At 69.6% G+C, this 12,745-nt stretch carries 14 protein-coding genes; 9 read left to right on the top strand and 5 right to left on the bottom strand.

The window, feature by feature from the left end; genetic code table 11:
- The first annotated feature begins 21 nt into the window (after positions 1 to 21).
- Positions 22 to 282: a phosphoribosylformylglycinamidine synthase subunit PurS gene (gene purS / locus AB8619_RS17770; protein ID WP_436793961.1), complete on the top strand. Its 261-nt coding sequence runs from the start codon at positions 22 to 24 to the stop codon at positions 280 to 282.
- Entirely contained in the window at positions 279 to 950 is a 672-nt protein-coding gene (purQ, locus tag AB8619_RS17765) for a phosphoribosylformylglycinamidine synthase subunit PurQ (RefSeq protein WP_436793960.1), read from the top strand. Before purS ends, purQ begins: the two co-directional genes overlap by 4 nt.
- 7 nt (positions 951 to 957) lie before the next feature.
- Here purQ and AB8619_RS17760 read toward each other — a convergent pair whose 3' ends face one another.
- A complete protein-coding gene (locus AB8619_RS17760; protein WP_436793959.1) occupies positions 958 to 1,344 on the bottom strand; it encodes a hypothetical protein in 387 nt (128 codons plus the stop codon).
- A gap of 166 nt (positions 1,345 to 1,510) precedes the next feature.
- Here AB8619_RS17760 and purL point away from each other — a divergent pair, with 166 nt between their 5' ends.
- Positions 1,511 to 3,772: a phosphoribosylformylglycinamidine synthase subunit PurL gene (purL, locus tag AB8619_RS17755; protein ID WP_436793958.1), complete on the top strand. Its 2,262-nt coding sequence runs from the start codon at positions 1,511 to 1,513 to the stop codon at positions 3,770 to 3,772.
- Here purL and AB8619_RS17750 read toward each other — a convergent pair whose 3' ends face one another.
- Positions 3,773 to 4,252 (bottom strand): GtrA family protein, encoded by a 480-nt coding sequence (locus tag AB8619_RS17750; protein WP_436793957.1) that lies wholly within the window; start codon positions 4,250 to 4,252, stop codon positions 3,773 to 3,775.
- 55 nt (positions 4,253 to 4,307) lie between these two features.
- Between AB8619_RS17750 and AB8619_RS17745 the strand changes: the two genes are divergently transcribed.
- The 4 genes from AB8619_RS17745 to AB8619_RS17730 are packed head-to-tail and all read left to right on the top strand — an operon-like array spanning position 4,308 to position 9,387.
- A complete protein-coding gene (locus AB8619_RS17745; RefSeq protein WP_436793956.1) occupies positions 4,308 to 6,266 on the top strand; it encodes a hypothetical protein in 1,959 nt (652 codons plus the stop codon).
- A gap of 58 nt (positions 6,267 to 6,324) precedes the next feature.
- The gene (gene purF / locus AB8619_RS17740; protein ID WP_436793955.1) at positions 6,325 to 7,884 is read left to right on the top strand and encodes an amidophosphoribosyltransferase; all 1,560 of its coding nucleotides are present in this window, start codon (positions 6,325 to 6,327) and stop codon (positions 7,882 to 7,884) included.
- 19 nt (positions 7,885 to 7,903) lie between these two features.
- Positions 7,904 to 8,971 (top strand): phosphoribosylformylglycinamidine cyclo-ligase, encoded by a 1,068-nt coding sequence (gene purM / locus AB8619_RS17735; protein WP_436796407.1) that lies wholly within the window; start codon positions 7,904 to 7,906, stop codon positions 8,969 to 8,971.
- Positions 8,968 to 9,387 (top strand): response regulator, encoded by a 420-nt coding sequence (locus AB8619_RS17730; RefSeq protein ID WP_436793954.1) that lies wholly within the window; start codon positions 8,968 to 8,970, stop codon positions 9,385 to 9,387. The genes purM and AB8619_RS17730 overlap by 4 nt, the downstream gene beginning before the upstream one ends.
- A gap of 8 nt (positions 9,388 to 9,395) precedes the next feature.
- On the opposite strand, the gene AB8619_RS17725 is transcribed toward AB8619_RS17730, so the two are convergent.
- Positions 9,396 to 9,722, bottom strand: coding sequence for a hypothetical protein (locus tag AB8619_RS17725; RefSeq protein WP_436793953.1), 327 nt, complete (start codon positions 9,720 to 9,722; stop codon positions 9,396 to 9,398).
- Positions 9,719 to 10,474, bottom strand: coding sequence for a ParA family protein (locus AB8619_RS17720; RefSeq protein ID WP_436793952.1), 756 nt, complete (start codon positions 10,472 to 10,474; stop codon positions 9,719 to 9,721). The genes AB8619_RS17725 and AB8619_RS17720 overlap by 4 nt, the downstream gene beginning before the upstream one ends.
- A gap of 95 nt (positions 10,475 to 10,569) precedes the next feature.
- Between AB8619_RS17720 and AB8619_RS17715 the strand changes: the two genes are divergently transcribed.
- Together AB8619_RS17715 and pyrE are read left to right on the top strand one after the other, a co-directional pair.
- Positions 10,570 to 11,055 (top strand): hypothetical protein, encoded by a 486-nt coding sequence (locus AB8619_RS17715; RefSeq protein ID WP_436793951.1) that lies wholly within the window; start codon positions 10,570 to 10,572, stop codon positions 11,053 to 11,055.
- Between the two features lie 4 nt (positions 11,056 to 11,059).
- Positions 11,060 to 11,596: an orotate phosphoribosyltransferase gene (pyrE, locus tag AB8619_RS17710; protein ID WP_436793950.1), complete on the top strand. Its 537-nt coding sequence runs from the start codon at positions 11,060 to 11,062 to the stop codon at positions 11,594 to 11,596.
- Here pyrE and AB8619_RS17705 read toward each other — a convergent pair.
- Positions 11,593 to 12,678 (bottom strand): Glu/Leu/Phe/Val dehydrogenase dimerization domain-containing protein, encoded by a 1,086-nt coding sequence (locus AB8619_RS17705; protein WP_436793949.1) that lies wholly within the window; start codon positions 12,676 to 12,678, stop codon positions 11,593 to 11,595. The two genes, pyrE and AB8619_RS17705, sit on opposite strands and share 4 nt — an antisense overlap.
- Positions 12,679 to 12,745: the final 67 nt, after the last annotated feature.

The following is a 12,745-nucleotide window of genomic DNA, read 5'->3' as shown; positions in this document are numbered from 1 at the left end:
GCGCCGCGTAGATTGGCCGTCATGCGCTTCGACGTCCAGGTGGAGACCAGCCCCCGAGCCGGCATCGCCGACCCCGAGGGTTCCACCATCGAACGATCGCTCCCCGCCCTGGGTTTCGAGGGCATCGAGGGGGTCCGGGTCGGCAAGTCGTTCCGGTTCAGCGTCGAGGCCGCCGACGATGCCGCCGCCCACGCGCTGGTCGATGACGTCTGCAGCCGTTTCCTCACCAACCCCGTGATCGAGGACTCGGCCATCACCATCGCCGCTGCAGCGACGACATGACCAAGGTCGGCGTGATCCTGTTCCCGGGATCGAACTGCGAACAGGACGCGATCGAGGCCATCGACGCCCTCGGCGGCGACGCCGAGATGCTGTGGCACGGCGACGACTCGTTGTCGGACGTCGACGCGGTCATCGTCCCCGGTGGATTCGCGCACGGCGACTACCTGCGTCCCGGCGCGATCGCCCGGTTCTCCCCGGTCATGGAAGCCGTGCGCTCCTTCGCCGCCGACGGTGGCCCGGTCGTGGGCATCTGCAACGGCTTCCAGGTCCTGACCGAGGCAGGGCTCCTCCCGGGGGCGCTCCAGAAGAACGCCGGCCTCAAGTTCCTGTGCACGACCACGACATTGCGGGTCGAGACCACGAAATCGGTGCTGACGTCGGCGACCACGGTCGGGGACGAACTCCGGATCCCGATCAACCACTTCGAGGGCAACTACACCTGCGATGCCGAGACGCTCGCGATGCTCCGGTCAGAGGACCGTGTGGTGGTCCGCTATGTCGACAATCCGAACGGTTCCGTCGACGACATCGCCGGTGTGTGCAACGAGGGTCGCAACGTGGTCGGTCTGATGCCGCATCCCGAGCGAGCGAGTCACGAGCTGCTGGGGTCGACCGACGGGATCCCGATGTTGCAGTCGCTGCTCGACTCGGCCCGCGTCCCCGCCTGAGCGCCGGTCAGTTGCCGCGGCCGATCCCGGCCCGCTTGAGCACCGCAGCGTCGACACCGAGCTCGCGCCAGGCGGCGTAGGAGATCGACTTCCGCTCGCTGTAGGCCTTGGCTGCCGCCACGAACGCGTCCTCGAGGCCGCTCAGGTCGGGCTTGTTCTCCATGGCCTCGAGTTCGGTCTCGAGGTCCATCCGGTCCTGGATCAACTGCAGTCGCTTCACCGGTGAGGCGTCGTCGAGGGTGGCGTTGATCTTGGCGAGTTGGGTGCGGATCGAGTCCGGCGTCCGCTTGCGGCCACGCTTGGGACGGTGCTGGTCGAGCGCGTCGAGGTAGAGGCGGACGGCCTTCCCCTGCTGGCGCCCTTCGGCCAATGCGGCTTTGTGAGCGTCGGTCATTTCCCGTTTCGGTGACATCGAATTCAAGGAAAGCACACCCCTGCATCGCTGGCAATGTCGGCGTGCGTGATAGATCTCATTCCGGAGGTTTCCTTTGTGGCCTCGGTGGAACTGCTGCGCGATCGACGCGGGGACTCCCCCTGTCGCCCGCCTAGCGTGCGGGTCCATGGCTCCGCCCCCCGCAGCTGAAGTCCCTCTCGATCCGTCCGTCCATCGTGCGCTCGGTCTGACCGACGACGAAGCCGACGAGATCGCTCGCATCCTCGGGCGGCCGGGCAACCAGCTCGAGCTCGCCATGTACTCGGTCATGTGGTCGGAACACTGCTCGTACAAGTCGTCACGAGTGCACCTCAAGCGGCTGCCATCCGAGGCCCCGCACGTGCTGGTCGGACCGGGGGAGGGCGCCGGCGTGGTCGACGTGGGTGGCGGCATCGCAGCCGCGTTCCGCATCGAGAGCCACAACCATCCCTCGGCGATCGAGCCCTACGAGGGTGCGGCGACGGGAGTCGGCGGCATCCTGCGCGATGTCTTCTCGATGGGAGCTCGTCCGATCGCGCTGATGGATCCGCTGCGCTTCGGTCCCCTCTCGGACCCCCGCAGCCGGTGGATCGCCGAAGGCGTCGTCTCCGGCGTGTCGGGCTACGGCAACTCGGTCGGTGTCCCCACGGTCGGCGGTGAGACGGTCTTCGACGAGACCTATCAGGGCAACCCGTTGGTCAACGTCTTCTGTCTCGGTGTCCTCCCGCAGGATCGCCTCGCACTCGCCCGCGCCTCGGGCACGGGCAACCTCACCGTCCTCTTCGGCTCCTCGACCGGCCGCGACGGCATCGGTGGCGCGAGCGTCCTCGCGTCGGCCAGCTTCGACGACGAGGCCGACGACGGCGACAAGCGTCCGAGTGTCCAGGTCGGTGACCCGTTCGAGGAGAAGCGCCTGATCGAGGCGTGTCTCGAGATCCTCGAGGCCGGGCTCGTCGTGGGGATCCAGGACCTCGGTGCCGCCGGCATCACCGGGGCAGCGAGCGAGACCTCGTCGAAGGGCGGTGTGGGCATGGATCTGCACCTGTCCGAGGTCCACGTGCGCGAGGACGGCATGGAGCCGTTCGAGATCATGATCTCCGAGAGCCAGGAGCGCATGCTCGCCATCGTCGAACCGGCGAAGCTCGACGAACTCGTCGCCATCTGCGCCAAGTGGGAGATCACCGCCTCGGTGATCGGTGTCGTGACCGGCACCGGCCGCTTCCGCATCCTCGACCGCCCCGAGGGCGACGTCCTCGCCGACATCCCGGCCAACTCGCTCGATGACGCGGCGCCCGTCTACCACCGGCCCCTGGCCGAGCCCACCGACCATGCCGAAGCGCTGGCCGACTCGGCCGACGCCCTGCCGGCGCCGGCCGACCACACCGCCGGCCTCCAGGCGCTCGTCGCCGACACGTCGTGGGTCTGGTCGCAGTACGACCACCAGCTGTTCCTCAACACCGTCGAGGGCCCCGGCGGCGATGCGACCGTGCTGCGACTCAAGGACCCCCGAACCGGCGAACCCACGGGCCGAGGCCTCGGTCTGACGACCGACGGCAACCACCGGTGGTGTGCGCTCGATCCACGCGCCGGCACCGCGGCCGTCGTCGCCGAGTCGGTCATGAACCTCGCCTGCGTCGGTGCCGAACCCCTCGGTCTCGTCAACTGCCTCAACTTCGGGAACCCGGAACACCCCGAGGTCATGTGGCAGCTGTCCGAGGCCATCGACGGCATGGCCGAGGCCTGCAACGCGCTGTCGGTGCCCGTCATCGGCGGCAACGTCTCGCTCTACAACGAGTCGAACGGCACCAACATCGACCCGTCGCCGGTCGTGGGCACGGTCGGTCTCATCGACTCACTCGAACAGCGTCCCCCCGGCATCGGGCTGCACGCCAGCACGACGTTGGTGCTCCTCGGTCTGCCGGCGACCAGCCTCTCGGGCAGTGCCTGGGCATGGTCGCAGGGTCACAAGCGAGGAACGCCGCCGGCGCTCGATCTCGACGCCCACCGGAAGGTCGCCGACTTCGTCCGGGCCATGGTGCGGGCCGGGCGACTGCTCTCGGTCCACGATCTCGCCGGTGGCTTCGGCCCGGCGCTGGCCGAGATGGCGGCGTCGTCCGGCGTCGGCGCGACCGTCGAACTCCCGCCGCCCGCCGACGGCGCCCCCCGGTTGCCCGATCACGTCGCGTTGTTCGCGGAGACCCCGTCGGCGGTGTTGTGTGCCGTGGGCCCGGACGACGTCACCGCCTTCCACGAGACCGCGTCCGAAGCCGGCGTGCCGAGTCGCACCGTCGGCGCCGCCGGTGGGACACACCTGCGCATCGGTCAGGTCGTCGGCATCGATGTCGCCGACCTCCGCGATGCCTGGCGCCGTGCGCTCCCCGATGCGCTGGGGAGCGGCACGGTCCAGTAGCTACTCGGCTGCTTCCACAGCGGCGGCGATCGGCGCGAAGAGGACCTTGTCGAGGACGAAGTACTTCGCGACCCACAACACGCCGAAGGCTGCGGTGTTGGCCAGGCTGATCGCCAGCACGTTGTCGTCCCAGCGATCGGCGGCCCAGGCCACCGTGAACGTCGACAGCAGCAGGCCGAGCAGCGCCATGAACCAGAACGGCAACACCTCGCGGGTGAAGCTGTGTGCACCCTGCTTGTTGAAGGTCCAGGCCCGGTTGATCAGATAGTTGGGCACCGAGCCGATCGTGACGGCCAGCAGGTTCGAGGTCACGGCGCCGAGGTCGAGCACCAGCAGGCAGAACAGCAGCGTCGACTGGCCCGTGATCACGCCGGACGCAGAGGCGGCGCTGTACTTCACGAACTTGAGGAGTCGGGGTCGTTCGCCGAGGAGACGCTCGAGCAGGGCGTCGACTCGCCCCTTGCGTCGGTCTCGGGCCATCGGTGAGGAGCGTAACCAGTCGCCGTCACGCGAAGTGGACTGCCGATGCGACAAGATGATCGGCCGTACGACGCTCGACACCGGAGGAAACATGAGCGACGAGGAACGCAACGCCGGGGCCGGAGACGGTGTGTCCGACCCCGCCCTTGCCAGCCGGCTCGAGATGATCCACAGCTCGATGTCCACCATGGGCATGCGGATCGAAGCCCTGGTGACGTCGACCACGACCTACCGCTCGGCGCTCACGGACCGTCTGAACGAGTACGCCGACCTGGTGACCAAGCTCACGCGGTCGCAGGCGACCGACATCGAGGAGTACCGCCGGGCCAACGAGCGGACGCTCACGGAGCTGCGTCGAGGTCTCTCGACGTCGGAGGAGACCCTCGAACGGGTGGGCGCCCGGATCGACACCATGCTCACCGACACCGAGTCGAACGACGAGTCGTCGCGCCGCGCGCTCGCCGAGGTGCGCAGCATCCTGGAGGCCCAGGAGAACCTCGGCCGCACCCTGACCGAGTCACTCGATCAGTTCAGCGACCAGGTCCTCTCGCGTCTGACCGCGTCGGAGCAGGCGGCAGCCCAGCAGCTCGAAGCCCTCGAGGCCGCGGTCTCCCAGGTCGGTTCGACGCCGGACCCGACCCTTTCGCTGGTCGACGACCGTCTGGCGGGCATCGAGGATCGACTGGCGGTGGTGGCCAGCAACGACACCGCGACCGCCCTCGGCAACCGGTTCGACACCCTGCACTCCGCCCTCGCCGACCTCGACAGCGGCTTGCGGGCAGAGCTCGGCGGGGCTGGGAAGGTCGCGACCGAGTCGTTCGGCGAACTCGCCGGCCTCCGTTCCAAGGTCGATGCGATGCTCGAGACCTCGGCCACGCAGAGCGGTGCGGTCACCGGGACGCTCGAGCAGCTCAAGGAGACCCTGCAGGACCTGGCCTCCGGCGAGGTCGTCGGAGCCCTCTGGGACGAGGTCCGCCAGGTCCGGGCCACGGTCGAGGCGCTCGTCGACCGGGACGCCACCACGACCGACCCCGAAGCCGTGCAGGCCCTCCAGTCCGAGGTGTCCGGCCTGACAGCGTCGGTGCGCGACCTGCTCGAACAGGCCGAGGTCGTCGACGACCAAGGCGTGGGCTCCGGCGACGGCGTCCACCTCGCCTCGCTCGCCGCCGACATCGCCGCGCTCCGCGAGGAGCTCGCCGACGGGCTCGTCGTCGATCTCCCGGCCCCGGAGCCCCGGCCATCGGAGCCGACGCCTGCGCCGATGTCGCCCGAGGTGGAGGCCGAATTCCGTGCCGTCCGTTCCGGGGTCGAGGACATCATCGGTCGACTCGACGCAGAACCGGAGCCATCGGAGCCGACGCCTGCGCCGATGTCGCCCGAGGTGGAGGCCGAGCTCCGTGCCGTGCGCACCGGGGTCGAGGACATCATCGTCCGACTCGACGAGGGCCTGGTGTTGGCCGACGACGCCGGCGTTCCGCCCGCAGACATCGCTCCGGAGATCGCCGACCAGGTCGCCACGTTGCGGGACCAGGTCAGCGCCGAGTTCGAACGCCTCCGCCAGGTGGTCGACGCCGGCGGCGAGTCCGTCGATCTCACGCCGCTGACTGCGCGGCTCGACCGGCTCCACGACGATCTCGCCGATCAGCAGCCGATGGACGAGACCGTGCCGGGCGAACCGGTGGATCTGTCGCCCGTGCTCGACGCCCTCCACGAGATCCAGGACGGCATCGTGCACCTGCTCGACCGCCCCGTCGTCGAGACCGTCCCAGTGCCCGCTCCGGCCCAGCCCGCAGCGACCTCCGACGGCTACGCGACGGTCGACCCGGACGTGATCGACCTGCTCCGCGAGGAGATCCGCAGCGTGGGGTCCGTCTCCGACGAACTCGTCGAGACGCTCGGTGCCGAGTTGAAGGCGCTCCGCCGCCGGATCCGGCTCCGTGCCGAGGGCGAGATCTTCAGCGACGACCAGCTCGAGATGATCGCCGATGCGGTCGCTCGCAAACTGGGGGAGTGACCACGGGACCGGCGAGGGTTCGGTCCACCGTTCGTCGACCGGTAGCGTGGCGGACGACATGACCTCCACCGGTGATGACACGACCTCGTCGGACGACGACGAGCTCAAGGAGGCCTGCGGGGTCTTCGGGATCTACGCCCCGGGGCAGCCCGTCGCCAACCTCACCTATCTCGGCCTCTTCGCCCTGCAGCATCGTGGGCAGGAAGCGGCCGGCATGTCGGTCTCCGACGGCACCGAGATGATCACGGTCAAGGACACGGGTCTGGTGACCTCGGTGTTCGATGACCGGATCCTCAACGGCCTCCCCGGTCACCTGGCCATCGGGCACGTGCGGTACTCGACCACAGGGTCGAGCGTGTGGAAGAACGCCCAGCCCGTCACCCGCGAGGCCGGCGGCCACCAGATCTCGCTCGGCCACAACGGCAACCTCGTCAACACCGCCGAACTCGCCGCCGAGCTCGGCATGCTGCCCGGCACCGACGAGTGCAGCTCCGACAGCGACCTCGTCGTCGAGATGCTCGCGCGCTCGATCGAACGCACGGGCGTCGACCGCAGCGACGAACGCGACCTCGAACACGCACTGCTCGAGGTGCTCCCGCACCTGCAGGGCGCCTTCTCGATCGTCTGCATGGACGAGGCCCACGTGGTCGGCGTGCGCGATCCCCACGGCTTCCGTCCGCTGTGCCTCGGCCGCCTCGAGACCGGTTGGGTGCTCGCGTCGGAGTCGTCGGCCCTCGACCTCATCGGCGCCCACTTCGTCCGCGAGCTCGAGCCCGGCGAGATGGTCGTCATCGACGCCACCGGCTACCGCTCGGTGCGGGCGTTCCCCTCGGTCGACGTCGATCCCCGACTGTGCCTGTTCGAGTTCGTGTACTTCGCACGGCCCGACACCACGCTCTACGGCAAGAACGTCCACCAGGCACGGGTCCGCATGGGCGAACAACTCGCTCAGCAGGCGCCGGTCGAGGCCGACATGGTGATGGGCGTCCCCGAGTCGGGCGTACCCGCTGCGGAGGGCTTCGCTCTGGCGTCGGGCATCCCGTCCGGGCACGGTCTGGTCAAGAACCGCTACATCGGCCGGACCTTCATCGCGCCGAACCAGCAGGCCCGCGAGGCCGCGGTCCGCATGAAGCTCAACCCGCTCCGCGAGAACCTCGTGGGCAAGCGGATCGTCGTGGTCGACGACACGATCGTGCGGGGCACCACGCAGCGCACGCTCACCCAGATGCTGCGTGAGGCGGGGGCGACCGAGGTCCACCTGCGCATCTCGGCCCCGCCGGTCATGTGGTCGTGCTTCTACGGCATCGACACCGGCGTCCGCAGCGAACTGCTCGCAGCGAACCTGGAGCTCGACGAGATCCGCGACTATCTCAAGGTCGACTCGATCGCCTACCTGAGCCTCGATCGGTTGGTCGCGGCCACCGGCACCCCCCAGAGTGGATTCTGCGATGCATGTTTCACCGGCAACTACCCCGTCGACATCCCGGTGAGCCTGGGTAAGAGTGTGCTCGAGGACGTCGCCGGCAAGGCCGCCCCGTCGAGCGGCATCGCGGAGACCGTGGCCGAACGGTCCGACGCCGCATTCGCCGCCAGCGCCCAACTCCGATTTGACGCCTGACATGGGGAGCACCGAACCTGTGGGCGAGACCTACGAATCCGCCGGCGTCGACATCGCTGCCGGCGAGACCGCCGTCGAGCGCATCAAGGAGCACGTCCGTTCGACGTTCCGGCCCGAGGTCATCGGTGACATCGGTGGTTTCGGGGGCCTGTTCCAGTTCCCGTCCCACCGCTTCGACCACCCGGTCCTGATCTCGTCGACCGACGGCGTCGGCACCAAGGCCATGGTCGCCCACGCAGCCGGTCGCTTCGACTCGGTCGGCATCGACCTCGTCGCCATGTGCGTCGACGACATCGCCTGCGCCGGTGCCGAACCGCTCTTCTTCCTCGACTACATCGCCGTCGGGCAACTCGACCCCGACCACATCGACCAACTGGTCTCGGGTGTGGCCAAGGGCTGTCGCGATGCCGGCTGCGCGCTCATCGGTGGCGAGATGGCCGAGCATCCCGGCGCGATGGAGCCCGGCGAGTTCGACCTGGTGGGCTTCGCGGTCGGCGTCGCCGAGCGTGACCGGATCCTCGACGGCACGACGGTCCAGGCCGGCGACGCGCTCATCGGGCTGCCGTCGCCCAACCTGCGCTCCAACGGCTACTCGCTCGCCCGTCGTGTCTTCTTCGACGTCGCCGAGATGTCGCTCGACCAACCCGCCTGGGACGGTGCCCACCACACCCTCGCCGACGAACTGCTCGAACCGTCGGTCATCTACTCGCCGGCCATCGCCTCGCTCCTGCGGGTGGTCGACGTGCGTGCCGTCGCCCACATCACCGGTGGGGGCATCCCCGGCAACCTGCCGCGCGTGCTCACCCCGAAGCTCGACGCCGTCGTCGACCGCGACACGTGGGAAGCCCCGCGGGTCTTCGGCGAGATCCAGCGGCTGGGCAGCGTCAGCGACGACGAGATGGCCAAGGTGTTCAACATGGGCATCGGCATGGTCGTGGTCGTGCCCCAGGACGAGATCCACACCACCCTCGACATGCTGCGTACCGCAGGGCATCGGGCGATGCAGATCGGCGTCGTCGAATCCGGTGACGGGACGGTGCGGTACGCCGGAAGGGCGTCGGAGGGATCCTCCGGCTCCTCGGCGTGACGACGGTCCTCGTCGTCGACGACGACCACGACATCCAGCTGCTGCTGCGGCTCGAACTGCAGGCCGAGGGCTACGTCGTGGTGACGGCCGACAACGGTCTGGAAGCCCTGGACCGCATCCCCGTGGTCGAGCCCGACGTCGTGCTGCTCGACGTGATGATGCCCGAGCTCGACGGCTGGGGCGTCCTCGAACAACTCGACGAGCCGAAGCCGGCGGTCATCGTCATCTCCGGCCTGGCCTCCGACCGCGCCGGGCACTACCGCAATGCCATCGAGCTTGGCGCGTTGGGGTTCGTCTCCAAGCCCTTCGACTCGGCGAAGTTGCTCGAGTTGGTGCAGTTGGCGTCGACGCTCGACGCCACCCAGCGGGTCGACTACCGCCAGTGGCTCCTCGACGGCGGTGCGGACGCGGGCTGAAGGCTCGGCTACTCGCCCCAACCGATCCGGCACCACGACGTCTTCGCGCAGTGCGGGCAGCGGATCCGGTGCGGGTGACGCGGGTGCAGCAGCGGGAGATACACCGAGAACGACGCCAGCCGGACGGCGATGTCGCCGAGCGTGACCCGGGTCCGTGTTGCGCACGACGAGCACTCGACGAGCGCGGTGCCCGGCCTCGGTCTCCCGGTGGAGAACAGTGCAGCACGACCGTCGGCCTGCTCGCCGGCGCGGAGGACGTCGTCCGCCGCGGTCACCGGTGTCTCGAACAGGGCCCGCTTGCCCTTCGGGTCGAGGTTGCGGCGGGGCTCGGTCACGACGTCGCCGCCAACTGGGCCGCCAGGGCTCGGTAGGCGACCGCGGCCTTGGAACGGCTGGCGTGATCGAGCACCGACCGGTTCAGCCCCGGAGCCTCGGCGACGCGGACCGACTTGGGGATCGGCGGGTCGAACACCTCGAGGTCGTAGGTCTCGCGGATCGAGGCCACGACCTCGCGGGCCAGGTTGGTGCGGCCGTCGTACATCGTCGCGATGACGCCCCGCACCCGCAGCGACTCGTTCGTGTAGTCGCGGACGTCGGCGATCGTGTCCAGCAACTGGCCGACCCCACGGTGACTCAGCGTCTCGCACTGCAACGGGATCACGACCTCGTCGGCCGCGGTGAGCCCGTTGATCGTCAGGATGCCCAGCGACGGCGGGCAGTCGATCAGTGTGATGTCGTGGGCCGCCGTCAGGTCGCCGATCGCCCGCTTCAGCGCATACTCCCGACCGGTACGCGACAGCAGGTGCACCTCGGCGCCGGCGAGGTCGATGGTCGCGGGGAGCAGCGTGCATCCCCCGACCTCGACGGTGACGTCTGCCGCGTCGGCCCCGTGGACGAGGACGTCGTGGAGCGACCGGTCGAGCGAGTCGGGGTCGGCGCCCATCGAGTAGGTGAGACAGGCCTGGGGGTCGAGGTCGACGAGGAGGACCCGGAGGCCCTGCTCGGCGAGCGCTGCGCCCAGGGTGTGCACCGAGGTCGTCTTGGCGACGCCACCCTTCTGGTTCGCCACCGCGAGGACGCGTGTCATGAGATGGCCGAGCGTAGCGACGGGCACCGTCCGGGCCGAAGGCAGACGTGGGTCGGTTCGCGGTGGTCGGCCACGTGCGCTGTACGGTCGCCGCCGTGCGTGCTGTGGTGCGGGTGGTCTCGTGGGTGCTGATCTTCGGCGCCGTGGGTGCCGCCGCGGCATCGTGGTTCACGCCTCGGCCCCTCCTCGACGCCGACGACGCGAGCACGGTCGCCATCGAGGCGCTGGCTGATGTCGGCTTCGACGGCCGGGTGGCGAGCGACCCCGAGCGCGTCACCCACACGCCTGAGGACGGCGATCCGGTGTCCGCCTGGGAGGTGTTCGTCGATGTCGACGACGAGACGATCGAGCTGCGGGTGCAGGAGGCGGCCGGTCGGCTGGTCTGGGTCGACGACCGCATCGGCCCCGACGACGTCGAACGCCTGCTCACCGACGACGAGTTCGTCGAGATCGGCAGCTTCCGCGACGACTCGGTCCAGCGTGGCTGGGTGACCCGGAACGCATTGGCGACGCTCGCTGCGCTCCTCGTGGCTGCGGTGGGCTTCGCGCTCGTCAAACGCTCTGACCATCTCTGGAGGTAGTCCCATGTCGCTCGTCGATCACATCCGGACCCATGCGGTCCGCGAAGGCGATTTCGTCCTCAAGTCGGGACAGGCGAGTTCATGGTTCTGCGACGCCAAGCAGACCACGTGCAGCCCCGAGGGGATGCTCCTGGTCGCCGACGCCGCACTGGCGGCCATCCCCGACGACGTCACCGCGATCGGTGGACTCACGATGGGGGCCGACGCCGTGGCCTTCGGCGTGGCGGCGATCGCCGCGACCCGTGGCCGGCCGCTGCGCTCGTTCAGCGTGCGCAAGGAGGTCAAGCCCCACGGTGGGGGCGGTCGCATCGCCGGGGCGCTCGAACCGGGCGACCGCGTGGTCGTCGTCGAGGACGCGGTGACCCGTGGCGTGTCGATGCTCGAAGCCGCCGACGTCATCCGCGAGGCCGGGGCCACACCGGTCCTGTTGCTCTCCGTCGTCGACCGGGGTGGGACGGTCGCGGCCATGGCCGCCGAGCACGATCTCCCGTTCGTCGCCCTGGTGACCGCGCCCGACCTCGGCTTCGAGTACGGCAGCTAGCGGGCCGCGGCTCGCTCGAGTCGGTCCTCGGCGTAGCGGTCGGCGGCCTCGGCCGGGGTGATCGAGGCGTCCTCGGCCAACGAGAGGATGTTCGTCACGGTGTCGGCGATGCCCTCGATCCGCTTCCACGCTCGGTCGTGGTCGTAGCCGCCGGAGGCTCCCGTACCTGCCTCCTCGGCGATGTTGATCACGCCACCGGCGTTGACCACGTAGTCGGGCACGTAGAGGATCCCGCGCTGCGCGATCCGGTTGTCGTCGTCGTCGGTCGCCAGTTGGTTGTTGGCCGAGCCGGCGACGATCTCGCACCGCAGCTCGGGGACGGTCGTCTCCGACAGGACCGCGCCCAGTGCGCATGGTGCGAACACGTCGCACTCCGTCGCGTGCGCGTCGGCCACGTCGACCCCGGACACGCGATCGCTGCCGTGGGCCTCGATGACCGAACGGACGGCCTGGTCGCGCACGTCGGCGACCGTCACCGTGGCGCCGTCGTCGACCAGGTGGCCGACCAGCGCGCTGCCGACCTTGCCGACGCCGGTGACGACCACGTGCCGTCCGGCGAGGTCGGGTGAACCCCACCGCTTCTCTGCGGCGGCGCGGATGGCCCACAGGACACCCCATGCCGTCGCCGGCGACGGGTCGCCCGAGCCGCCGAGCGAAGGGCTGACGCCGGTGACGTACGGCGTCGTCTGCTGGATGAGGTCCATGTCGGCCTGCGTCGTCCCGACGTCCTCCGCCGTCAGGTAGCGGCCGCCGAGCTGGTCGACGAAGCGGGCATAGGCGGTGATGAGGTCGTCGGTCCGGTCGGTGCGCGGGTCACCCCAGATCACGGCCTTGCCGCCGCCCTGGTCGAGACCGGCGGCGGCATGCTTGTAGGTCATCCCGCGTGCCAACCGGCACACGTCGGTCACGGCCTCGGCCTCCGACGCATAGGGCCAGAACCGGGTGCCGCCCAGCGCCGGGCCGAGCACGGTCGAGTGCACGGCGACGATCGCGCGCATGCCGCTGGCCGCGTCGTGGCCGAAGACCACCTGTTCGAACCCGTCGCTGTCAACCTCGCGCAGCAGTGCCAGAACGTCTGTCATGAAACCTCCGATGTCGACGGTACCGCCAAGCGGACACGCCAGGAGGCACGGGGAATTCCGGCCCGTT

The organism is Actinospongiicola halichondriae (genome assembly GCF_049103745.1).
Classification (GTDB): domain Bacteria; phylum Actinomycetota; class Acidimicrobiia; order Acidimicrobiales; family Salinilacustritrichaceae; genus Salinilacustrithrix; species Salinilacustrithrix halichondriae.
This window is presented reverse-complemented; position numbering and strand designations above follow the sequence as displayed.